The following is a 22,271-nucleotide window of genomic DNA, read 5'->3' as shown; positions in this document are numbered from 1 at the left end:
GCCCGCCGGTAGGCTCTGGTGCCATGGCCACACGTACTCCCGGCAGCGCGGCACGCACCCCGAGTCCGGGAGCCTCGAAGAAGGCCGCTCCGGCGAAGAAGGCAGCGGCCAGGAAGGCCACCGCGACCAAGGCGCCGGCCAAGGCCCCGGCGAAGGGTGCCGCGAAGGCTCCGGCGAAGAAGGCACCCGCGCCCAGGCCACCGGCCCGCAAGGCCGCCGCCAAGCCGCCCGCCGCCCCGCCGCCCGCCCACCGGCCGCCGATACTCTTCCGCGCCGCCCGCGCCTGCTGGCTGGGCCTGGCGCACAGCGTCGGCGCGCTCTTCCGCGGCTTCGGCGACGGTGCCAAGGGCCTGCACCCGGTGCACCGCAAGGACGGTCAGGCGCTGCTGCTGCTGGCGCTGGCGCTGGTCGTCGCGGCCGGCACCTGGTTCGGCCCGCAGGGCTGGCTGGGCTCCGGAGCCACCACCGTGGTCAGCGGCCTGTTCGGCCGGCTCGACGTGCTGGTCCCGCTGCTCTTCGGCGCGATCGCGATCCGGCTGATGCGCCATCCGGAACTCCCCGAGGCGAACGGCCGGATCGCCATCGGCGTCACCACCCTGGTGCTCGGCGTCCTCGGGCTGGTGCACATCGGCTGCGGGGCGCCCGGGATGCAGAGCGGCGCGACCAGGATCCGGCAGGCCGGCGGCATCCTCGGCTGGGCGGTCTCCACCCCGATGATGGCCGCGGCCGGTCCGCCGCTGGCCGTCCCGCTCCTGCTGCTGCTGGCCTTCTTCGGCCTGCTGGTGGTCACCGCCACGCCCGTCAACCGGATCCCCGAGCGCCTGCGCGGGCTCGGCGAGCGCCTCGGCATCGTCGAGGGCCCGCCGGCCGACGGCCTCGACGAGCCGGAGGGGACGTACGACGAGTACGGCCACGAGTACTCCACCGAGCCGCCGGAGGACGCCGACCCGGATGCCCTGCCGTACACCGTGGAGGACGCCGACCCCGAGGACGAGGTGGGCGCCCGGCGCCGCCGCCGGGGCCGCCGCAAGCAGGTGGACGATCCGGACCTGGAGCCGGCCGTCCCCGACATGTTCGTCAAGGACCCGTTCCAGACCCGCGACCTGGCCGCCGGGGTGGCGGCCGACCTACAGGGCGCCCTGCAGTACGGCGTGCCCGCCTCGCCCGCGGTGGCGAGCATGATGCACCAGGTGCAGGACCGGACGGCCGCGCCCGAGGAGCCCGCGGTGCCACCGGCCCGCACCCCCGCGGCGGCCGCCGCCGCGCCGGAACACACCCCGGCCCCGGACCGGATGGAGCAGTTGCAGTTCTCCACCGAGACCGAGGGGGGCGGCGGCTACCGGCTGCCGTCGCTCGACCTGCTGGAGCGCGGCGGCCCGGGCAAGACCCGCAGCAAGCTCAACGACGACGTGGTGGCCCAGCTGACCGTCGTCTTCGGCGAGTTCAAGGTGGACGCCCGGGTCACCGGCTTCACCCGCGGCCCGACGGTCACCCGCTACGAGGTCGAGCTCGGCCCGGCCGTCAAGGTCGAGCGGATCACCGCGCTGGCCAAGAACATCGCCTACGCGGTGGCCAGCGCGGACGTCCGGATCATCAGCCCGATCCCCGGCAAGTCGGCGGTCGGCATCGAGATCCCCAACCTCGACCGCGAGATGGTCAACCTCGGCGATCTGCTGCGCTCGCGCTCGGCGGCCGAGGACAGCCACCCGATGGTGGTCGGCATGGGCAAGGACGTCGAGGGCCACACGGTGCTCGCCAACCTGGCCAAGATGCCGCACATCCTGGTCGCCGGCGCCACCGGCGCGGGCAAGTCCTCCTGCATCAACTGCCTGATCACCTCGATCCTGGCCCGGGCCACCCCGGACGAGGTCCGGATGGTGCTGGTCGACCCCAAGCGGGTCGAACTGACCGCCTACGAGGGCATCCCGCACCTGATCACGCCGATCATCACCAACCCGAAGAAGGCGGCCGAGGCGCTCCAGTGGGTGGTCCGCGAGATGGACCAGCGCTACGACGACCTCGCCGCGTTCGGCTTCCGGCACGTGGACGACTTCAACGTGGCGGTCCGCTCCGGCAAGGTCACCGCGCCGCTCGGCAGCGAGCGGGTCCTGACCCCGTATCCGTACCTGCTGGTGATCGTCGACGAGCTGGCGGACCTGATGATGGTGGCCCCCCGGGACGTCGAGGACTCGGTGGTCCGGATCACCCAGCTGGCCCGCGCGGCCGGCATCCACCTGGTACTCGCCACCCAGCGGCCCTCGGTGGACGTGGTGACCGGCCTGATCAAGGCCAACGTGCCCTCCCGGCTGGCCTTCGCGACCTCCGCGATGACCGACTCGCGGGTCATCCTGGACCAGCCGGGCGCCGAGAAGCTGATCGGCAAGGGCGATGCGCTCTTCCTGCCGATGGGCGCCAGCAAGCCGGTCCGGATGCAGGGTGCCTTCGTCACCGAGGCCGAGATCGCCGCGGTCGTCCAGCACTGCAAGGACCAGCTCACCGCCACCTACCGGGACGACGTGACGGTGGGCGGCGGCCCGAAGAAGGAGATCGACGAGGAGATCGGGGACGACCTCGACCTGCTGATCCAGGCGGTCGAGCTGGTGGTCTCCACCCAGTTCGGCTCCACGTCGATGCTGCAGCGCAAGCTGCGGGTCGGTTTCGCCAAGGCGGGCCGGCTGATGGACCTGATGGAGTCGCGCGAGATCGTCGGTCCCAGCGAGGGCTCCAAGGCCCGCGACGTGCTGGTCACGCCGGAGGAGTTGGACGGTGTGCTGACCCTGATCCGGGGGTAGCCGACAACCGGTCGTTGCGGGGCGTCAGCGCAACGGCCGGTCAGCCGACACACCCTCACACCGGCACTGCGCGTTCGGTCGAACTCCGGTTGAGAAACGATTCTCTTGCACCCCTAGACTGTTCTTCCAGCAGGTGGCCTCCGCTCGAAAGGCGCGCCCAGTGACCGTCGGCAAGTCTTCCCACCGCGACCAGCGCCGATCCTCCCCGTCCCAGGCCGAGCCCGTCGAGGCTCCCCCCGGGGCGCAGGACGACGCGCCCACCATCGGCCGGATCCTCGCCGACGCCCGGCTCACCGCGGGCCTCACGGTCGACGAGGTGAGCTCTGCCACCCGGGTGCGGGTGCCGATCGTGCACGCGATCGAGGAGGACGACTTCGGCCGGTGCGGGGGCGACTTCTACGCCCGCGGCCACATCCGGGCGATCGCCCGCGCGGTCGACACCGACGGCGAGGTGCTGGTGGCCCGCTACGACGCGATCCACGGGACCGAGCCCCTGGTGCTGGCCACCCCCTCGATCGACGCCCGGCGGATCCGCGCCGACCGCGGACGGCCGAACTGGACGGCCGCCATGGTCGCGGCGATCCTCGCCGTGGTCGCGCTGATCGGCTTCAACCTGGTCACCGGCAAGCGCGGCGCCGAGGCGACGGCCGGGTCGGCCAGCGTTCCGCTGCCCAGCGTCGCCGCCGCGATCTCCGCCTCGCCCTCGGCCAACCAGCCGCCCGCCCCGGCGCCCAGCGCCGCGCCGATCGCCGCCGCTCCGGCGGACAAGGTCACCGTCAAGGTCGTCGCCGACGGCGGCACCAGCTGGATCTCCGCCTCGGACGGCGACGGCCAGTCGCTCTTCCAGAACGACCTGGACGCGGGCGCCGACCAGACCTTCACCGACCCCAAGCAGATCAAACTGGTGATCGGCAACGCCGCCGCCGTGCACCTGTACGTCAACGGCAAGGACCTCGGCCCCGCGGGCAAGGACGGCCAGGTGGTGCACCTCACCTACACCCCGGGCGACCCGCAGGCCGGTTGAGCCCAGGACCTGCGACGATCTTCGAATCGGGGCGGCGCGACCTCCGGGGGGAACGGCACCGGGGGGCGCGCGTTAATCTTGGCCCTATGCCTGAACGCCGTACTGTCGCCCTTGTCACGCTCGGATGCGCCCGCAACGAGGTGGACTCCGAGGAACTCGCCGGGCGACTGGAGGCCGATGGTTGGCTGCTGGTCGACGACGCAGCCGATGCCGATGTCGCCGTGGTGAACACCTGCGGCTTCGTGGAGGCCGCCAAGAAGGACTCCGTGGACGCCCTGCTGGAGGCCAACGACCTGAAGGGTCACGGCCGCACCCAGGCCGTCGTCGCGGTCGGCTGCATGGCCGAGCGCTACGGAAAGGAACTCCAGGACGCGCTCCCGGAGGCCGACGCCGTCCTCGGCTTCGACGACTACGCCAACATCACCGACCGCCTGCAGACCATCCTCTCGGGCGGCCACCACGCCGCCCACCTCCCCCGTGACCGCCGTAAGCTGCTCCCCCTCACCCCCGTCGAGCGGCAGGCCGCTGCCGCCGACGTCGCCCTGCCGGGCCACGGCGCCCCCGAGGACCTCCCCGACGGGGTGGCCCCCGCCTCCGGCCCGCGCACCCTGCGTCGCCGCCTGGACGACAGCCCGGTCGCCTCGGTCAAGCTGGCCTCCGGCTGCGACCGCCGCTGCTCGTTCTGCGCCATCCCGGCCTTCCGCGGCTCGTTCATCTCCCGCCGGCCCTCGGACGTGCTGCACGAGTCGCAGTGGCTGGCCGAGCAGAACGTTCGCGAGGTGGTCCTGGTCAGCGAGAACAACACCTCGTACGGCAAGGACCTCGGCGACATCCGCCTGCTGGAGACGCTGCTGAGCGAGATCGCGGCCGTCGAGGGCATCGAGCGGGTCCGCGTCAGCTACCTGCAGCCCGCCGAGATGCGGCCCGGGCTGATCGACGTGATGACGGGCACGCCCGGCGTGGTGCCCTACTTCGACCTCTCGTTCCAGCACTCGGCCCCGGCCGTGCTGCGCCGGATGCGCCGCTTCGGCAACACCGACCAGTTCCTTGACCTGCTGAAGACCATCCGGGACAAGGCGCCGCAGGCCGGTGCCCGCTCCAACTTCATCGTCGGCTTCCCCGGCGAGACCGAGGAGGACTTCGCGGAGCTGGAGCGGTTCGTCACGCACGCCGGCCTGGACGCGATCGGCGTCTTCGGCTACTCGGACGAGGACGGCACCGAGGCCGCGACCTTCGACGGCAAGCTGCCCGAGGACGTGGTCTCCGACCGGCTCGCCAGGCTCTCCAAGCTGGCCGAGGAGCTGACCGCCCAGCGGGCCGAGCAGCGGATCGGCGACGAGGTCGAGGTGCTGGTCGAGTCGGTGGAGGACGGCCTGGTCGAGGGCCGGTCCGCCCACCAGGCGCCCGAGACGGACGGCCTGACCACCCTGACCGGTGCGCCGGACGCCGTGGTCGGCCAGTTCTACCGGGCCCGCGTGACCGGCTCCGAGGGCGTCGACCTGGTCGCCGAGGCGATCGAGATCTGCCGTCAGGCGGCGGCGGAATGACCGGCGGGCCGGGCAGCCCGGCAGCGGCCCGCCCGGCCCGGAGCGGGGCTGTGCAGCCCGCCGAGCCGTCGCTCTGGAACATCGCCAACCTGCTGACGATGCTCCGCCTCGCGCTGGTGCCGGTCTTCGTCGTGCTGCTCTTCGCCGACGGCGGCCACGACCCCAAGTGGCGCTCGGTGGCCTGGGCGGCCTTCGCGATCGCGATGATCACCGATGTGTTCGACGGCGAGATCGCCCGGCGCAAGGGTCTGGTCACCGACTTCGGCAAGATCGCCGACCCGATCGCCGACAAGGCGATCATGGGCGCGGCGCTGATCGGCCTGTCCGTCCTGGGCGACCTGCCCTGGTGGGTCACCGTGGTGATCCTGGCCCGCGAACTGGGTATCACCCTGATGCGGTTCTGGGTGATCCGCTACAGCGTGATCCCGGCCAGTCGCGGCGGGAAGATCAAGACCCTGACCCAGGGCATCGCGGTGGGCATGTACGTGCTGCCGCTGACCGGCCTGCTGGCCACCGCGCGCGCGGTGCTGATGGCGGTGGCGGTGCTGTTGACCGTGGGCACCGGGGCCGACTACGTGCGCCAGGCCGTCCGGCTGCGCCGGGAGGGGCTGGCGCGGAAGCGGGAGAACGGATGACCGAGTACTACCCGCTCGCCGAACAGGTGCACGCCGAGCTGCGCGCGCTCGGCGGCACGCTGGCGGTCGCCGAGTCGCTGACCGGCGGCCTGCTGGCCGCCCAGTTGGTGGAGGTCCCCGGAGCCTCGGTCACCTTCCGCGGCTCGGTCACGGCCTATGCCACCGAGCTCAAGGCCTCGCTGCTCGGCGTCGACGAGGGCCTGCTGGAGGTGCACGGCCCGGTGCATCCCGTGGTGGCCCGGCAGATGGCCGAGGGCGTGCGCCGACTGTTGGGCGCCACCTTCGGCCTCGCCACCACCGGAGTGGCCGGTCCCGGGCCGCAGGACGGCATGCCGGCCGGCACAGTACACCTCGGGTTCGCCGGTCCGGGCGGAAGTGCCGTGAGATCGCCCCGGCTGTCCGGGGACCGTGCCACAATCCGACGGATGGCGGTGACCGGCGCCATGGAGCTGTTTCTGGCCAGGGTGCTGGTCGACGAGGGCCGGAGCGACACCGCGATCTTCCGCTGAACAGTCGCTGAACAGTCGGAATCCGGGCAGGGTGTGAGAACCGCGGGGCGGCTGGGAATAGACCAGGCAGCCGACGGGCCGCCTGCACCCCGCCGCACGGCCCCGATCCGGGGAGTGCCGGAGTCCGGGACGGGAACAAACAGGGGAGGGGGAAGACTTGCAGCCCAGAGTGAACACGACCATGGTCCCCGCACACGAAGCGGGCAAGGCGGTACGGTGGGGTCGTGACATCTCGATCCGCAGTCCGAGGAGGGAGCCACCGATGATCCTGCTCCGTCGCCTCTTGGGTGACGTGCTGCGTCGGCAGCGCCAGCGCCAGGGCCGCACACTTCGCGAGGTGTCGGCCGCCGCACGAGTCTCACTCGGATATCTCTCCGAGGTCGAACGCGGGCAGAAGGAGGCCTCCTCCGAGCTGCTCTCCGCGATCTGCGACGCACTCGACGTCCGGATGTCCGAGGTCATGCGAGAGGTGAGCGACGAGCTGTCGCTGGCCGAGCTCGCCGCGATGGCCGCGCTCTCCGAGGGCGACCTGCTGCGTCCGGTGCTCGAACCGGTGCAACTCCCGGCCCCGGGAGACCGGATGAGTTCGATCACTCCGAAGGCCGCGGCCGTGGACGTCGTCGCAGCCTGACCTCGCCCTGATCGGGGGATCGAGAGAAGGAGTCGCCGGTGCGCGGTTCTGCCGACAGCGGGACGCCGGGCCGAATAGGCCCGGGCGTCTCAGGACAGCTTTCGACTCTCCGCGGCCGCCTTGCGCGCGGCCCGTTGCGCTGGGCACTCACCGTGCCGCTCGGCATCCTGTGCTGGTGGCTGGTGCTGACCGGTTCTCCGCCGTCCGGTGGCACCGGAGCCGTGCTCGGGCTGCTCACCCTCGGCGGGTGGGGGCTCGGCGTGCTGCCGGTGCACTGCGACCGTCGGCTGACCGGCCCCCGGCGGCGCCTAGGCGCGCAGTCGCAGGCCGCGCGTGGTCGGGTGGAAGCCGGCCCCCTCCAGGACGGCGCCCAGGGGTGAGGTGAGCGCCGCCTCCCCGTTCGCCCGCTCGACCGTCACGCTGCTCAGCGCGCCCTGCCCGACCGCGTCCACGAGCGCTCGCGCGGCGGCCGCCAGCACCTCCGGCTCCTCGGCCCAGGCCAGCAGTGACTTCCCGCCGCGCTCCAGGTAGAACACCAGCGCGCCGTCCACCAGCACCACCAGGGCGCCCGCCTTGCGGCCGGGCCGGTGCGCGGTGGCCTGGTCCCCCGGCGGCTCGGGCCAGGGCAGCGCGCCGCCGTACGCGTTGGCCGGGTCGGCTGCGGCCAGCAGCTGAGCCGTGTGCTCCCCGGCCCCTTCGTGCTGCGCCTGCGGCCACTCGGAGGGGACGGCCCGCTCCAGCCGGGCGTGCACCGAGCGCAGCCGGTCCACCGCGCCGTCCATCGCGAACTGCGCGCCGCCCAGCCCCTCCACCAGGTAGCCCCGGCGGGCCCGGCCGCGCTCCTCCAGGGCCGAGAGCACCCGGTAGACGGCCGCGAAGCCGCCCGGGATCCGCTCGGCCTGGACCGCGCCGCGGGTGAGCACGCCGTGCCGGTCCAGCAGCAGCTGCGCCTGGGCGGTGGCGCGCAGCGTCGGGTCCGCGGCGGGCGCGGCCAGCAGCGACCAGCGGCCGACCACGGTCGGGTCGCCCGCGCGGGTGGTGGCGGCGCGCGCGAGGCCGCCGTACCGGCCGCGCGGGACGGCCCGGGGCGCGCGGTGCGCGGTGGAGCCGGCCGTCCGGCCGGAGCCGAGCAGGGCGCGCAGCGGAGCGAGCGTGTCATTGCTGACGTACCCCGACCAGGTGAGGTCCCAGAGCGCGGCGGCCACCTCCGGCTCGGGGCTCGGCGTGAGCCGCTCCATCAGCTGGCGGAAGAAGAGACCGTAGCCGCCCGCCAGGGCGTCCAGCAGGGCCTGGTGCAGCGGGGTGAGGGTGAGCGGGACGGGCTCGGGGCGCACCAGGTGCGCGGCGTCGGCCAGGTGCAGGCTGACCCAGCCGTCCTTGCCGGGCAGCGCGCCGGCCCCGGACCAGCCGACCTCGCCGGCGGCCATCAGCTCGTCCAGCAGTCCCGGCCGGTAGTCCGTCAGCCGGGCGGGCAGCACCAGCTTCTCCAGCGCGGAGGCGGGCAGCGCGGCGCCCTGGAGCTGCTCGACCACCCGCAGCAGGCCGTCCGGGCCGCGCAGCCGGTGGCCGTCCAGGTGCTGCCACTGCGGGAGGAAGGCGGCCAGCGCGCGGGGCGGGACGGCCTCCACCTCCTGGCGCAGCGCGGCCAGCGAGCGGCGGCGCAGCCGGCGCAGCACATCGGCGTCGCACCACTCCGGCTCGCCGCTGCCGCCCGCCTCGACCGGCCGGAACTCGCCCTGGACGAGCCGCCCGGCGGCGACCAGGCGGTGCAGGACACCGGCGACCACGGCGCTGCCGAGCCCGAACCGGGCGGCGGCCTGCTGAGCGGTGAACGGGCCGTGGGTGCGGGCGTGCCGGGCCAGCAGATCACCCAGCGGGTCCTTCACCGGCTCGGTGAAGGCCTCGGGGACGCCGACCGGCAGCGGGGTGCCCAGCGCGTCGGCGAGCCGGCCGGCGTCCTCGATCGCGGCCCAGCGGTCCTGCCCGGCGATCCTGACCAGCACCACCCGGCGGGCGGCCTGCAGCTCGGTGCTCCAGCCGGGCTCGGCGCCGCGGACCGCCAGCTCCTCGGGGCCGAGCGGGCCGAGCAGGCGCAGGGCGTCGGCGACGCCCTCGGCGTCCTTGATCCGCCGCTCGGGGGTGAGCCGCTGCAGCTCGGCCTCCAACTCGGCCAGCACCGCCGGGTCGATCAGCTCGCGCAACTCGGCCTGGCCGAGCAGCTCGGCGAGCAGCCGGGAATCCAGCGCGAGGGCGGCGGCGCGGCGCTCGGCGAGCGGGGAGTCGCCCTCGTAGAGGAACTGGGCGACGTAACCGAAGAGCAGGGAACGGGCGAACGGGGAGGGCTCGGGGGTGGTGACCTCGACCAGGCGCACGGCGCGCGATTCGAGGTCGCGCATCAGCTCGACCAGCCCGGGGACGTCGAAGACGTCCTGCAAGCACTCTCGGACGGCCTCCAGCACGATCGGGAAGGAGCCGAACTCGCTGGCCACCTCCAGCAGCTGGGAGGCCCGCTGGCGCTGCTGCCAGAGCGGGGTCCGGCGGCCGGGGCTGCGGCGCGGCAGCAGCAGGGCCCGGCCGGCGCACTCGCGGAACCGCGAGGCGAACAGGGCGGAGCCGCCGACCTGGTCGGTCACCAGCTGTTCGATCTCGGCCGGGTCGAAGAGCGCGGTGTCGGCCCCGACCGGTGCCTCGTCGGGGACCGGGGCGTCACCGGCGGGGAAGTCGAGCAGGTCCGCGTCCGGCAGCCGGAGCACGATGCCGTCGTCGCCGTGCATGACCTGCGGGTCCAGCCCGTGCCGCTCGCGCAGCCGGGCGCCCAGGGCCAGCGCCCAGGGGGCGTGCACCTGGGCGCCGAAGGGGGAGTGGATGACGATCCGCCAGTCGCCCAGCTCGTCGCGGAAGCGCTCGACCACGATCGTCCGGTCGTCGGGCAGATGGCCGGTGGCCTGGCGCTGTTCGGTGAGGTAGGCGAGCAGGTTGCCGGCCGCCCACTCGTCCAGACCGGCGGCGAACAGGCGCTCGCGGGCGGCAGGTTCGGGCAGCGCGCCCAGCTCGCGGACGAAGGCGCCCAGCGCCCGGCCGAGTTCCAGCGGACGGCCGAGCGAGTCGCCCTTCCAGAAGGGCAGCCGGCCGGGCACGCCCGGGGCGGGGGTGACCATGACCTTGTCGTGGGTGATCTCCTGGATCCGCCAGGAGCTGGTCCCCAGGGTGAAGACGTCGCCGACCCGGGACTCGTAGACCATCTCCTCGTCGAGTTCCCCCACCCGTCGCCCGCCGCCGCCCTTCTGCCCGGAGTCCGAGCCGACGATGAAGACGCCGAACAGGCCGCGGTCGGGGATGGTGCCGCCGGAGGTGACGGCCAGCCGCTGGGCGCCGGGGCGGCCGGTGACGGTGCGGGCGACACGGTCCCAGACCAGGCGGGGGCGGAGCTCGGCGAAGGCGTCCGAGGGGTAGCGGCCGGCCAGCATGTCGAGTACCGAGTCGAAGGCGGACTGCGGCAGCGCGGCGAACGGCGCGGCCCGGCGGACCAGGGCGAGCAGCTCGTCGACGTCCCAGGTGTCCAGCGCGGTGATCGCCACCAGCTGCTGGGCCAGTACGTCCAGCGGGTTGCGCGGGATCCGTAGCGCCTCGATCCGCCCGGATCGCATCCGCTCGGTGACCACCGCCGACTGCACCAGGTCGGCGCGGAACTTGGGGAAGACCACGCCGGTGGAGACCGCGCCGACCTGGTGGCCGGCCCGGCCGACGCGTTGCAGGCCGGAGGCGACCGAGGGCGGCGACTCGACCTGGATCACCAGGTCGACCGCGCCCATGTCGATGCCCAGCTCCAGGCTGGAGGTGGCCACCACGGCGGGCAGCCGGCCGGCCTTCAGCTCCTCCTCGACGAGCGCGCGCTGCTCCTTGGAGACCGAGCCGTGGTGGGCCCGGGCCAGCACGGCCGGCGCGCCCTTGGCGACGCCCGACTCGGCCATCAGCTGGGCCGGGGCGTGCGCTTCGGGCAGCGGCACCCCGGTGGCGCGCTCCTGGGCGATCTCGTTCAGCCGGTTGCACAGCCGCTCGGCGAGACGGCGGGAGTTGGCGAAGACGATGGTCGAGCGGTGTGCCTGGACCAGGTCGACGATCCGCTCCTCGACATGCGGCCAGATCGAGGCCTTCTGCGCCGGGTCGTCGGTCGCGGGGGAGGGCGTGAGCTCGGCGAGGTCGGCGACCGGCACGACCACGGACAGGTCGAAGCGCTTGGTGGACGGGGGTTGCACCACGGTCGCCCCCCGGCGGGGGCTCAGGTAGCGGGCCACCTCCTCGACCGGGCGGACGGTGGCGGAGAGGCCGATCCGCCGGGCCGGGCGCTCCAGCAGCTCGTCCAGCCGCTCCAGGCTGAGCGCCAGATGGGCGCCGCGCTTGGTGCCGGCGACGGCGTGCACCTCGTCCAGGATCACCGTGTCCACGCCGCGCAGCGCCTCCCGGGCGGCGGAGGTGAGCAGCAGGAAGAGCGACTCGGGGGTGGTGATCAGGATGTCCGGCGGGTGGGTCTGGAAGCGCCGCCGGTCGGCCGCCGGGGTGTCGCCGGAGCGGATGCCGACCTGGATCTCGGGCTCGGGCAGGCCGAGCCGGACGGCTGCCTGCCGCAGGCCGACCAGCGGGGCTCGCAGATTGCGCTCGACGTCGACCGCGAGGGCCTTCAGCGGTGAGATGTAGAGCACCCGGCAGCGGCGGCGCGGGTCGGCGGGCGGCGGGGCGGTGGAGAGCCGGTCCAGGGCCGAGAGGAAGGCGGCCAGGGTCTTGCCGGAGCCGGTGGGGGCGACCACCAGGACGTCGGCCTGTTGGCGGATGGCGGCCCAGGCGCCGACCTGGGCGGTGGTCGGGCCGGCGAAGGCCGCGTCGAACCACGCCCTGGTGGCGGGGGCGAACCCGGCCAGGGGATCGGGAGGGAGCTGCTGGTCCGCCATGTCCCCATGGTGCCGGGTGGCAGTGACAGGTCGCGTCGGGCGCGGCTGTGCCGGTGCCTCCGGATGGCGGGCAAGCACGGACAAGAACGGGCAACTCGCATAATCCGCTCATATGGTGATGATTCATATTGCCGATGAGTGGAGGGCACACCATGGCAGAGGTGCGCATGGTGTCCCGTCGCTCCGGCGGACGCCGCTCGCTCCTGCTGCGCGGCTCGCCGGCGGTGCTGGCGCTCGTGCTGCTGCTGGGCGGCGCGATGCCGTACGTCGCCGGTGCCGGGCAGTCCTACCTCAGCTACCTGGTGCTGGCCGACCGCCTGGACGCCCAGGGGACCGCGGCCGCCGAGGACGAGGTCCGCTCGGTCGGCGGGCAGGTGGTCCAGGGGTATCCGCAGATCGGCGTCGTCCTCGCCTACGCCGACGACGACGCCTTCGCCGGCCGGTTACGCGGGCGGCCGGGGATCGCGGCCGTGGGGGCCAGCCGCACCGCCACGGTGCCGGGGCCGCCGGGGCCGCTCGGCGGCGCCGGGGACTTCCGCCACGGCAGGGCGTCGGACGCCGTCCAGGGCGTGGAGGCGGACAACACCCCGACCGTGCCCGACCCGGGCGAGCGCGACGCCTGGAACCTCGCCATGCTGGGCGCGCCCACCCGGCAGCGGACCCCGGTCGCGCTGCTCGGCACCGCCGGGGGCGACCGCCCCGGTCCGACCCCGGCGGCGTTGCGCAAGGTCACCGTCGCCGTGCTGGACTCCGGGGTCGACGACACCCACCCGGACCTGCGCGAGGCCGTCAGTCCCGCCGACTCGGTCTCCTGCGCGGACGGACGCCCGGACGCCCGGTTCGGCGCCTGGCGCCCCGACCCGGGCGTCACCGAGAGCGGCCACGGCACGCACGTCGCGGGCATCATCGGCGCGGCCCGCGACGGCCGCGGCGTCACCGGGGTCGCGCCGGGCGTGCGGATCGCGGCCGTGCGGCTGCTCGGCCCGCTCGGCCAGTACTACCCCGAGAACATCGTCTGCGGTCTGCTCTGGGCCGCCGACCACGGCGCGGTCGCGATCAACGACAGCTACTTCGCCGACCCGTGGAAGTACAACTGCCCCGAGCAGCCGGACCAGGCCGCGCTGATCCTGGCCGTCGGCCGCGCGGTGGCCTACGCCCAACAGCACGGCGCACTGGTGGTGGCCTCGGCGGGCAACGACGGGCAGGACCTCACGGGGCTGCGCACCGACGAGCGCAGCCCCAACGACCGGCTCTCCGGCCCGGCAGAGAACCGCTGGCTGGGAGCCGAGTGCATCCGGTTGCCGGGGGAGCTGCCGGGGGTGCTGGCGATCAGTGCGGTGGACCGCAACGGCGCCATCGCCGGCTACTCGAACGTCGGCGACGGCCGGATCGCCCTGGCGGCCCCGGGCGGAGACCCGGACGGCGGGCCGGGCGAGGCGATCGTCTCGGACTGGCCGGGCGGACGGTTCGCGGCGCTGGCCGGCACCTCGATGAGCGCCGCCCACGTCACCGGCGCGATCGCGGTCGCGGCGGCGGCGCACCCGGGGTGGGGTCCGGACCAGCTGCGGGAGCTGCTGCTGGCCCAGGCCCGGGCGGACTGCCGGGCCGGCCCGCTGCCGGCCCGCTGCCTGGACCGGCGCGACTACGGCGCCGGGATCGTGGCGCTGCCGCGCTGACGGCCGGTGCCCGCGTCCGGCACTCGTGGGGGTGACGGTGGACTGCTGGATACTGGAGCGCATGAGGCTGACCGAGTTCTGGCGACGGATGGACGAGCACTTCGGCACGGCGTACGCGGAGTCGTTCGCGCGTGACCACGTGATGGCCGAGCTCGGCGGCCGGACGGTTCACCAGGCGCTGGACGCGGGGTGGGAGGCCAAGGACGTCTGGCGGGTGGTCTGCCAGGTGATGGGTGTCCCTGCGCTGCTGCGCTGATCCGAACGGGGGACCCGCGGGCTGTGGACAACCGGGGACAGCCACGGCGCATGAATCGAACTAATGTTCCCTATACTGAATTCTCGGCGAGTTTTCCACAGGCTGAGCCCGTCCGGGGCAGATTGTCGGTGGCAGGCGCTAGCGTCGAGGACGATGAAGCGCACAGCACAGAACCCGAGGGTGGAAGCCATGGCAGGTACGGACCGCGACAAGGCACTTGAGAACGCGCTCGCCCAGATCGAGCGGCAGTTCGGCAAGGGCTCGGTGATGCGCCTGGGCGACCAGTCGCGCGCCCCGATCGACGTGATCCCGACCGGATCCACCGCACTGGACGTCGCCCTCGGCGTCGGCGGCCTGCCCCGCGGCCGGGTGGTCGAGATCTACGGCCCCGAGTCCTCCGGCAAGACCACGCTGACCCTGCACGCCGCCGCCAGCGCGCAGAAGCTCGGCGGCACGGTGGCCTTCATCGACGCGGAGCACGCGCTCGACCCGGAGTACGCCCGCAAGCTCGGCGTCGACACCGATGCCCTGCTGGTCTCCCAGCCGGACACCGGTGAGCAGGCGCTGGAGATCACCGACATGCTGATCCGCTCCGGCGCGGTCGACCTGATCATCATCGACTCGGTGGCCGCGCTGGTGCCGCGGGCCGAGATCGAGGGTGAGATGGGCGACTCGCACGTGGGTCTGCAGGCCCGTCTGATGAGCCAGGCGCTGCGGAAGATCGCCGGTGCGCTGAACCAGTCGAACACCACGGCGATCTTCATCAACCAGCTGCGCGAGAAGATCGGCGTGATGTTCGGCTCGCCGGAGACCACCACCGGTGGCCGCGCGCTGAAGTTCTACGCCTCGGTGCGCCTGGACATCCGCCGGATCGAGACGCTGAAGGACGGCACCGAGGCGGTCGGCAACCGGACGCGCGTGAAGGTCGTCAAGAACAAGGTCGCCGCGCCGTTCAAGCAGGCCGAGTTCGACATCCTCTACGGCCACGGCATCAGCTGGGAGGGCGGCCTGATCGACATGGGTGTCGAGAACGGCTTCATCCGCAAGGCCGGCGCCTGGTACACGTACGAGGGCGACCAGCTCGGCCAGGGCAAGGAGAACGCCCGCAACTTCCTGCGCGACAACCCGGCGCTGGCCGAGGAGATCGAGAAGAAGATCAAGACCAAGCTGGGGATCGGCGTCGACCCGAACGCCCCGGTCGAGGCCGCCCCCGAGGCGGAGGCGGACGGCGCTGCCAAGCCGATCACCGCCACCGCGGCCAAGGCCGCGCCCGCGAAGAAGGCAGCGGCGGCGGCCAAGGCCTGAGCCGTTGATCAGGAGCGAGTCGGGGCGCGCGGGGAGCGGCGAGGACCGCGCCCCTGAGGGCGGCGCGGACGAGTCGGGCGTGTGGGGGCCGCGCGACTGGTGCGCCAGCGGCGTCGGCGGAGAGAGCTTCGAGCTCGCCGCCGAGCCGGTCGTCGGGCTGCGTTCGGGCGCCGGGGGCGTCGGGGGGCGCGGGGGCCCGGCGGGATGCCGGCTCGAACGGTGGCCTGCACGGTGGCCTGGGCGACGGCCTGGGCGACGGCTCGGATGATGGTCCGCACGACGGGTCTCACGAGGGCTCGCACGACGGCGAGGCCGGTGGGGGTGCGGCGGCCTGGGGGGAGGGCGGTCGCGGGCGACGGCGCGGGGGGCGTCGAGGCGGTCGCGGCCAGGGGGGTGAGGGCGGGCAGCGCCGGTCCGGGGGGCCGGGCGGCACGCGGGGAGCGTCCGGCCGAGCCCGTCGCCGATCCGGCGGCCCGGGCCCGGGACATCTGCCTGCGGCTGCTCACCGGCACCGCCAAGACCCGCAAGCAGCTGGCCGACGCCCTGCGCAAGCGGGAGATCCCGGACGAGGTGGCCGAAGAGGTCCTCGCCCGCTTCGAGGACGTCGGCCTGATCGACGACGCCGCGTTCGCTGCCGCCTGGGTCGAGTCCCGGCACGCCGGACGCGGGCTGGCCCGCCGGGCGCTGGCCCAGGAGCTGCGCACCCGGGGCGTGGCTGCCCCGCTCGTCGAGGACGCAGTCGCCCAGCTCGACCCGGACGAGGAGATGGCCACCGCCCGGGCTCTGGTGGACCGCAAGCTCCGGGCGACCGCGGGGCTGGACCGACAGGTGCGGATGCGGCGCCTGGTCGGGATGCTGGCCCGCCGCGGCTACGCCGAGGGCCTGGCCTTTCGGGCGGTGCGCGAGGCCCTGGACGAGGAGGGCGAGTCGTCCGAGGAGCTGGAGGACTGGTCGCTCGGCGACCGCTGACCGCGCGGTCTGCTCAGCAGCCTGATGGGTACGAAAAGCTGACGGTGCGTATACCGGCGAGTCTTGATGATGACCCGTCAGTAACGGTCAAAGGTCAGGATCCGATCACATCTTGACCGTTTCGTAACCCGCGCCTAGCCTCACAGGCAGCGAGCGATCATTTCGATCTTGACGTTGCCGTACCCGGTCGGCGCCGGTCGAGGCCGGTCCCCGGCTGCCGTGGCGGCATGTCGCCGGACTGCGCGGGAACGGATGTGGGGCCGGATGAGGATCGCACTGAGTGCCGGATCGGTGGGTCCCGTGCTGGTGATCGGCCTGCTCTGTCTGCTGGCCGCCCTGCTGGCCGTCGGGCTCGGGCTGGTGGTCCGTCAGTACCGCGCCGGCTCGGCCCGGTTGCGGGCCGAGGTGGAACGCCGCGAGGAGCGGCTGGTCGAGCGGGAGGCCCGGCTCGACGCGGAGCAGGCCCGGCTGCGCGCCCGGGACGAGGAACTGGCCGCCCGTTCGGGTCTGTTGGAACGGGACCGGGCCGAACTGGCCGAGGTGGAGACCGAGCGTCGCCGGGTGCTGGAGCGGACGGCCGCGCTGAGTGCCGAGCAGGCGCGCGACGAACTGCTGCGCGCCGTCGAGGAGGAGGCCGAGCGCGAGGCCGCCGTGACAGTGCGGGAGATCGAACGCCGGGCCAGGCAGGAGGGCGAGGGGCGGGCCCGCGACATCATCGCCCACACGATCCAGCGGCTGGCAGGCGAGCAGACCGCGGAGTCGGTGGTCGCCGTCATCCAGCTGCCCAATGACGACGTCAAGGGCCGGATCATCGGGCGTGAGGGCCGCAACATCCGTGCCTTCGAGGCGGCCACCGGCGTCAACCTGATCGTCGACGACACCCCGGAGTCCGTCCAGCTCTCCTGCTTCGACCCGGTGCGCCGCGAGACGGCCCGGCTGACCCTGGACGCGCTGCTGGCCGACGGCCGGATCCATCCGCAGCGGATCGAGGAGATCCACGAGCGCAGCCGGGCCGAGATCGAGCGACTCTGCGTACGGGCCGGGGAGGACGCCCTGCTGGCGGTCCGGCTCACCGGCATGCACCCCGAACTGGTCCGCACCCTGGGACGGCTGCGCTATCGGACCTCGTACGGGCAGAACGTGCTCGGGCACCTGGTGGAGTCCGCGCACATCGCCGGCATGATGGCGGCCGAACTCGGCGTGGACCCGGCGCTGGTGAAGCGCGCCGCGCTGCTGCACGACATCGGCAAGGCGATGACGCACGAGGTGGAGGGCAGCCACGCGGCGATCGGCGCGGAGTTCGCCCGCCGGCACGGTGAGTCCGCGGAAGTGGTGCACGCCATCGAGGCGCACCACGGCGAGGTGGAGCCGCGCACGGTGGAGGCGGTGCTGACCCAGGCGGCCGACGCCTGCTCGGGCGGTCGGCCCGGGGCCCGGCGGGAGTCGCTGGAGGCGTACGTCCGGCGGCTGGAGCGGCTGGAGGAGATAGCCGCCGCGCACGAGGGGGTGGCGAAGGTCTTCGCGATGCAGGCGGGCCGCGAGGTTCGGGTGATGGTGCAGCCTGAACTGGTCGACGACCTGCGGGCGCAGGTGATCGCCCGCGAGGTCGCCAAGCAGGTGGCCGACGAGCTCACCTACCCGGGCCAGATCCGGATCACGGTGGTGCGGGAGAGCCGGGCGACCGAGTTCGCCCGCTGAGCCGGGCATGAGCCGGCCTGAGCAGACGGCCAGACGCCCGTGGCTCAGGCCGTCTGCTCCGCTCCGGTCAGCGAGGCGGGCCCGCCGCGCGCGCGGTCGGCCAGCGCCTTGAGGTCCTCCGCCCGGCAGCCCTGGGTGATCCCGACCAGATGCCCGTCCGGCCGCACCAACAGCACCGTGTGCGGGCTGGCGCCGGGGTAGTCCTCGGTGACCAGCACCTCCGCCGGCACCGGCAGCGCGGCCGCCACCTCGGCCAGCTGCGGCATCAGCCCGGCGCTCATCCAGCGCTCCGAGGACCAGACCGCCGTCCCGGGCGCGACCAGCAGCAGCAGGAAGGTGGCGCCGAGCCGGGCGTACAGCTGGTCGGGGGTGCCCTCGGTGGTGACCACGGCGACGTCCGGGACCAGGACGCCGGGCGCGGTGGCCGGCAGGTTCTCGGTGAGCGTCGTCGCCCGGGCCGGGGTGCGCGGGGTGTTGCGCTGGACCGGCAGGCCCGTCGGCACCCCGGAGGGCGCGGCCGGGTAGGCGGGTGCGCCGCCGAACCGGCCGGTGCCGAGCAGGCCGTCCGCCAGCAGCGGTGCGTGCTTGCGGAACGAGCCGGTGAGCAGCGAGCGGCGGGTCTGCTGCCAGCCGCGCAGCGGGCGCAACAGCGGCATCGCCTGGTCCACCGCCCGCAGCCGGGCCCCGACCGCGCCGCGCCGCTCGGCCTCGTAGCCGTCCAGCAGCGAGCCGCCGGGCTGCGGACCGCCCGCGTGGAGGTGCCAGGCGACGGCGAGCCGCCAGGCGAGGTTGTCGGCGTCCCGCAGGCCGTCCGCGAGGTTCTGCATGCCGAGCGCCCCGTGCAGATGCGCGGCGTCCCCGGCCAGGAAGCAGCGGCCGCTGCGGAACCGGGCGGCCAGCCGCTGCTGGGCGGTGTGGTCGGCGGCCGCGAGCAGGTCGTAGCGGGGGAGTTCGCCGCACCAGCCGGTCAAGGTGGATTTCACCCTTGTGAGCAGGGTGTCTCCGGTGACGATGCCGGGCCAGGTGGCATGCGGGTCCACCGGTTCGGTGGGTGCGGGCCGGCCGGGGGGCAGCCGCCAGTCCAGCCGCCACAGGCCGTCCGGCAGCGGGCGGGCGGAGGCCTCGCGGTCGCCGCGCCAGGGCGGCTCGCGGTGCAGCCGGGCCTCGCCGGCGAACGGCAGGTCGACCCGGACGGTGGCGATGGCGTGCCGGTCCACCGCGGGCCGGCCGGGGAAGCGGATCTTCAGCAGCTTGCGCACCGTGGAGCGGGCGCCGTCGCAGCCGATCAGGTGACTGGCCCGCCACCAGGTGTCCGAGCCGTCCTGCGGGTGCCGGCTGCGGACGCTCACGCCGTCCGCGTCCTGGGTGATCTCCTCCACTCGGGAGTGCGGGACCAGTTGGATCAGCGGGGTGGCGGTGACGGCGTCGCGAAGCCCGCGTTGCAGGCGGTGCTGCGGCAGGTGCAGCACCGGATGATCCGTCAGATCGACCCGCAGCACCTCCTGTCGGCGGCGCCAGACGGTGAGCTGTTCCCAGCGCGCGGCGTCCGAGGCCGCCCGCAGGTAGCCGAGCCGGGTCAGGAACGCGGTGCTCTCCGAACCGAGCACGGCGCTGCGCGGGCCCTCGGGGCAGACGCCGTTGCCCTGGTCCAGGACGATGCTCGGTACCTCGTGCCGGGCCAGCGCCAGCGCCAGCGCCAGGCCCACCGGCCCGGCCCCGACCACGATCACCGGGTCCATGAGCGGCCTTGCCGGTCGGCGTCACGGTGGAACCCGGGGCAGGCCGAGGGCGTTCCCGTGTCAGGCGGAGCGAGGGCGGTCCCGGGTGGTGTCACGAAGAGCAATGCAACAGATCACCTGGGTGTCCGTCAAGCAGGGGCAGGTGTGCGCCGGTTCGTGCCGCGGCGCCCACGCGACTCGATCCACCGGGCCAGCGCCGTCAACGCCAGGCAGAGCGCGATGTAGATCGGCGCGATCACCAGCACCACGGGGATGTAGGGGTAGCCCTGCGGCGTGCTGGTGTTGCCGGCGATCAGCTTCCCCACGTAGAGCAGCTCGGTGTAGGTGATCACGAAACCCAACGAGGTGTCCTTGAGGGTGACGACCAGCTGGCCGATCATCGCCGGAAGCATCGCCCGGACGGCCTGTGGCACCAGGACGGTGGCCATCAGCTGACTCTTGCGCAGTCCCAGCGCGTAGCCCGCCTCGCTCTGGCCGCGCGGCACCGCGTTGACGCCGCCGCGGATGATCTCGGCCTGCACCGCGCCGTTGTACAGGCCCAGGCCCAGCACCAGGGCCCACAGCGGCCGGGCGCTGAAGACCGCCTGGTAGAGCGCGAAGATCATGATCAGCAGGGGCATCGCCCGGAAGAACTCGACCACCCCGGAGGCCGCCCAGCGCACCGGGCGGTGGTCGGAGAGCCGCCCGGCCGCCAGCAGCACGCCGAGCACCAGCGAGAGCACCGCGGCGAGGCCGAAGGCCGTCAGGGTGTCCCGCACGCCGTCCAGGATCCGCTGCTGGACGGCGGTGTACTCGAAGGGCGCCCACATCTGGGCGCTGAACTGGCCGTGCTCGGCCAGCTGGGCGACGGCGTACCAGAGCAGCGCGGCGATGCCGAGCGCGCCGAGCACGCCGAAGGCCCGGTAGCGGGCCCGGGCGCGCGGGCCCGGGACGTCGTACAGCACACTCGCCCGGGCGGTCATCGGGCCACCGCCGGGCGGTGTTCGAGCCGACGGAAGCCCAGGGCGACCGTCGCGCTGACGCACAGGTAGGCGAGGGCGATCCAGAAGAAGACGGCGAAGATGGCGTAACCCCGTTCGGACAATGTCTGCTGCACGCTGTACAGCTCGGCGACGTTGAAGGCGCCGGCGATGGCGGAGTTCCTCGGCAGCGCGATGAAGACGCTGCTCATCGGACCGAGCACGGCCCGGCCGGCCTGCGGCAGGACGACCTGGACCAGCGTCTGGCCGAACGTCATCCCCAGGCTGCGGGCGGCCTCGGCCTGGCCCAGCGGGACGGTGTTGATCCCCGAGCGCAGCACCTCGCAGACGAAGCTCGCGGTGTAGCAGCCCAGCGCCAGCACCGCGCAGACGAAGGCCGACAGGTGGACGTCCACCCGGGGCAGGCCGAAGGTCACCGCGAAGAAGAGCAGGGTCAGCGGGGTGTTGCGGAAGATCTCGATCCAGACGGTGGCGAAGGTGCGCAGCACCGGCACCGGGGAGACCCGGAAGGCGGCCAGCAGGACGCCGAGGAGCAGGGCCAGCACGGCGCTGGCCGCGCTCAGCTCGACGGTCCGCAGGAAGCCGTCGCGAAACAGTCCGAAGTTCCCGTCCTCGAACAGGATGCCCATGGCTGGAGGCCTTTCGGTAGCTCAGCGGGTCGGTCTCAGTAGCGTTCGAGGGCGGGCGGCTGCGGGGCGGCCGAGCCCGCGGTGCCGAGCGTGCGGTCGTAGGCGGCCTTCCAGTCGCCGCTGTCCTCGTGCGCCTTGAGCGCGTCGTCCACCGCGGCGCGCAGCACCTTGTCGTCCTTGTTCAGGCCGACGCCGTACTTCTCGGTGGTGAAGGGCTTGCCGACCACCCTGAGTTCGCCGGGGTTCTGCGCGGCGTAGCCCTTCAGGATCGCGTCGTCCGTGGTGACCGCGTCGACGTCCTTGGTGATCAGCTTGTCCACGCACTGCGAGTAGGAGCCGAAGGTGGTCACCTCGGCGCCGTAGGTCCTGATGGCGTCCACCGAGGTCGAGCCGGTCACCGTGCAGACCCTGCGGCCCTTGGTCGACTCGGGCCCGGTGATGTCGGTGTTGTCCTTGCGCACCAGCAGGTCCTGGCCGGCGAGGTAGTACGGGCCGGCGAAGGAGACCTGGGTCTTGCGCTTGTCGTTGATGCTGTAGGTGCCGACGTAGTAGTCGATCTGGCCGCCGGCCAGTGCCGTCTCGCGGTTGGCCGAGTCGATGGTCCGCCACTCGATCTGGCTCTCCGGGAAGCCGAGGTCGGCGGCGACCATCCTGGCGATCTCGATGTCGAAGCCGTTGCGGGTGTTGGCGGTGATGTCCTCGAAGCCGAGGCCCGGCTGGTCGGCCTTGGCGCCGATCACCAGCTTGCCGCGCGCCTTGGCGGCGGCGAAGGTCGCCGAGCCGTCCAGCTTCACGTCGGTCCTCACGGTGTAGCCGGTGCTCGGCGCGCCGGCGGTGGGCGAGCCGCTCTTGCCGCAGGCGGCGGTGGCGGTCAGGGCGAGCACGGCGAGGGCGGCCGCGGCGGTACGGCGGACGGGCATGCGGACGGGCATGGT

16 protein-coding genes are annotated in these 22,271 nt (G+C 73.6%); 11 read left to right on the top strand and 5 right to left on the bottom strand.

Annotated elements, in window-relative coordinates; all coding sequences use genetic code 11:
- The first annotated feature begins 23 nt into the window (after positions 1–23).
- The 6 genes from BS80_RS14720 (at position 24) to BS80_RS14695 (ending at position 7,138) form a co-directional block, all read left to right on the top strand.
- Positions 24–2,792: a DNA translocase FtsK gene (locus tag BS80_RS14720; RefSeq protein WP_035797694.1), complete on the top strand. Its 2,769-nt coding sequence runs from the start codon at positions 24–26 to the stop codon at positions 2,790–2,792.
- 160 nt (positions 2,793–2,952) lie between these two features.
- Positions 2,953–3,816, top strand: coding sequence for a helix-turn-helix domain-containing protein (locus tag BS80_RS14715; RefSeq protein WP_232246492.1), 864 nt, complete (start codon positions 2,953–2,955; stop codon positions 3,814–3,816).
- A gap of 86 nt (positions 3,817–3,902) precedes the next feature.
- A complete protein-coding gene (rimO, locus tag BS80_RS14710; RefSeq protein ID WP_035797691.1) occupies positions 3,903–5,363 on the top strand; it encodes a 30S ribosomal protein S12 methylthiotransferase RimO in 1,461 nt (486 codons plus the stop codon).
- Positions 5,360–5,998, top strand: a complete 639-nt coding sequence (gene pgsA, locus BS80_RS14705; protein WP_083974732.1) for a CDP-diacylglycerol--glycerol-3-phosphate 3-phosphatidyltransferase — start codon at positions 5,360–5,362, stop codon at positions 5,996–5,998. The genes rimO and pgsA overlap by 4 nt, the downstream gene beginning before the upstream one ends.
- Positions 5,995–6,507 carry a CinA family protein gene (locus BS80_RS14700; protein WP_035797689.1) on the top strand — a complete coding sequence of 171 codons (513 nt, stop codon included), beginning with the start codon at positions 5,995–5,997 and terminating at the stop codon, positions 6,505–6,507. Before pgsA ends, BS80_RS14700 begins: the two co-directional genes overlap by 4 nt.
- 262 nt (positions 6,508–6,769) lie before the next feature.
- A complete protein-coding gene (locus BS80_RS14695; protein WP_035797687.1) occupies positions 6,770–7,138 on the top strand; it encodes a helix-turn-helix domain-containing protein in 369 nt (122 codons plus the stop codon).
- A 308-nt stretch (positions 7,139–7,446) separates the two neighbouring features.
- Here BS80_RS14695 and BS80_RS14690 read toward each other — a convergent pair whose 3' ends face one another.
- Positions 7,447–12,084: an ATP-dependent helicase gene (locus BS80_RS14690; protein WP_035797685.1), complete on the bottom strand. Its 4,638-nt coding sequence runs from the start codon at positions 12,082–12,084 to the stop codon at positions 7,447–7,449.
- Positions 12,085–12,236: 152 nt separating this feature from the next.
- Between BS80_RS14690 and BS80_RS14685 the strand changes: the two genes are divergently transcribed.
- The 5 genes from BS80_RS14685 to rny all read left to right on the top strand — a co-directional run bounded on the left by BS80_RS14685 (position 12,237) and on the right by rny (position 17,988).
- A complete protein-coding gene (locus tag BS80_RS14685) occupies positions 12,237–13,760 on the top strand; it encodes a S8 family peptidase (RefSeq protein ID WP_051966632.1) in 1,524 nt (507 codons plus the stop codon).
- 61 nt (positions 13,761–13,821) lie between these two features.
- A complete protein-coding gene (locus tag BS80_RS14680) occupies positions 13,822–14,016 on the top strand; it encodes a DUF3046 domain-containing protein (RefSeq protein ID WP_035797683.1) in 195 nt (64 codons plus the stop codon).
- A 189-nt stretch (positions 14,017–14,205) separates the two neighbouring features.
- A complete protein-coding gene (gene recA / locus BS80_RS14675) occupies positions 14,206–15,321 on the top strand; it encodes a recombinase RecA (RefSeq protein WP_035797681.1) in 1,116 nt (371 codons plus the stop codon).
- Positions 15,322–15,585: 264 nt separating this feature from the next.
- A complete protein-coding gene (recX, locus tag BS80_RS39390; protein WP_408607425.1) occupies positions 15,586–16,290 on the top strand; it encodes a recombination regulator RecX in 705 nt (234 codons plus the stop codon).
- A gap of 264 nt (positions 16,291–16,554) precedes the next feature.
- Entirely contained in the window at positions 16,555–17,988 is a 1,434-nt protein-coding gene (gene rny, locus BS80_RS14665; RefSeq protein WP_157536284.1) for a ribonuclease Y, read from the top strand.
- 44 nt (positions 17,989–18,032) lie between these two features.
- Here rny and BS80_RS14660 read toward each other — a convergent pair whose 3' ends face one another.
- The 4 genes from BS80_RS14660 to BS80_RS14645 all read right to left on the bottom strand — a co-directional run bounded on the left by BS80_RS14660 (position 18,033) and on the right by BS80_RS14645 (position 22,256).
- The gene (locus BS80_RS14660; protein WP_035797676.1) at positions 18,033–19,727 is read right to left on the bottom strand and encodes an FAD-dependent monooxygenase; all 1,695 of its coding nucleotides are present in this window, start codon (positions 19,725–19,727) and stop codon (positions 18,033–18,035) included.
- Positions 19,728–19,855: 128 nt separating this feature from the next.
- Positions 19,856–20,689, bottom strand: coding sequence for an amino acid ABC transporter permease (locus BS80_RS14655; protein WP_035797675.1), 834 nt, complete (start codon positions 20,687–20,689; stop codon positions 19,856–19,858).
- Entirely contained in the window at positions 20,686–21,336 is a 651-nt protein-coding gene (locus BS80_RS14650) for an amino acid ABC transporter permease (RefSeq protein WP_035797674.1), read from the bottom strand. The genes BS80_RS14655 and BS80_RS14650 overlap by 4 nt, the downstream gene beginning before the upstream one ends.
- 35 nt (positions 21,337–21,371) lie before the next feature.
- Positions 21,372–22,256: a glutamate ABC transporter substrate-binding protein gene (locus BS80_RS14645; RefSeq protein ID WP_035801197.1), complete on the bottom strand. Its 885-nt coding sequence runs from the start codon at positions 22,254–22,256 to the stop codon at positions 21,372–21,374.
- Positions 22,257–22,271 lie beyond the last annotated feature (15 nt).

The sequence above is a fragment of the Kitasatospora mediocidica KCTC 9733 genome (genome assembly GCF_000744225.1).
GTDB classification, from domain to species: Bacteria; Actinomycetota; Actinomycetes; order Streptomycetales; family Streptomycetaceae; genus Kitasatospora; species Kitasatospora mediocidica.
Note: the sequence above shows the minus strand (reverse complement) of the source record. Positions and strands in the feature narration are given on the sequence as shown.

What these genes read in the sequence shown, in the direction of transcription:
- BS80_RS14690 (WP_035797685.1), bottom strand. Translation starts at nt 12,084, where the DNA reads ATGGCGGACCAGCAGCTCCCTCCCGATCCCCTGGCCGGGTTCGCCCCC.
- recA (WP_035797681.1), top strand. Translation starts at nt 14,206, where the DNA reads ATGGCAGGTACGGACCGCGACAAGGCACTTGAGAACGCGCTCGCCCAG.
- pgsA (WP_083974732.1), top strand. Translation starts at nt 5,360, where the DNA reads ATGACCGGCGGGCCGGGCAGCCCGGCAGCGGCCCGCCCGGCCCGGAGC.
- BS80_RS14720 (WP_035797694.1), top strand. Translation starts at nt 24, where the DNA reads ATGGCCACACGTACTCCCGGCAGCGCGGCACGCACCCCGAGTCCGGGA.
- BS80_RS14650 (WP_035797674.1), bottom strand. Translation starts at nt 21,336, where the DNA reads ATGGGCATCCTGTTCGAGGACGGGAACTTCGGACTGTTTCGCGACGGC.
- BS80_RS14685 (WP_051966632.1), top strand. Translation starts at nt 12,237, where the DNA reads ATGGCAGAGGTGCGCATGGTGTCCCGTCGCTCCGGCGGACGCCGCTCG.
- rimO (WP_035797691.1), top strand. Translation starts at nt 3,903, where the DNA reads ATGCCTGAACGCCGTACTGTCGCCCTTGTCACGCTCGGATGCGCCCGC.
- BS80_RS14645 (WP_035801197.1), bottom strand. Translation starts at nt 22,256, where the DNA reads ATGCCCGTCCGCCGTACCGCCGCGGCCGCCCTCGCCGTGCTCGCCCTG.
- rny (WP_157536284.1), top strand. Translation starts at nt 16,555, where the DNA reads ATGAGGATCGCACTGAGTGCCGGATCGGTGGGTCCCGTGCTGGTGATC.
- BS80_RS14660 (WP_035797676.1), bottom strand. Translation starts at nt 19,727, where the DNA reads ATGGACCCGGTGATCGTGGTCGGGGCCGGGCCGGTGGGCCTGGCGCTG.
- BS80_RS14700 (WP_035797689.1), top strand. Translation starts at nt 5,995, where the DNA reads ATGACCGAGTACTACCCGCTCGCCGAACAGGTGCACGCCGAGCTGCGC.
- BS80_RS14695 (WP_035797687.1), top strand. Translation starts at nt 6,770, where the DNA reads ATGATCCTGCTCCGTCGCCTCTTGGGTGACGTGCTGCGTCGGCAGCGC.
- BS80_RS14655 (WP_035797675.1), bottom strand. Translation starts at nt 20,689, where the DNA reads ATGACCGCCCGGGCGAGTGTGCTGTACGACGTCCCGGGCCCGCGCGCC.
- BS80_RS14680 (WP_035797683.1), top strand. Translation starts at nt 13,822, where the DNA reads ATGAGGCTGACCGAGTTCTGGCGACGGATGGACGAGCACTTCGGCACG.
- recX (WP_408607425.1), top strand. Translation starts at nt 15,586, where the DNA reads ATGATGGTCCGCACGACGGGTCTCACGAGGGCTCGCACGACGGCGAGG.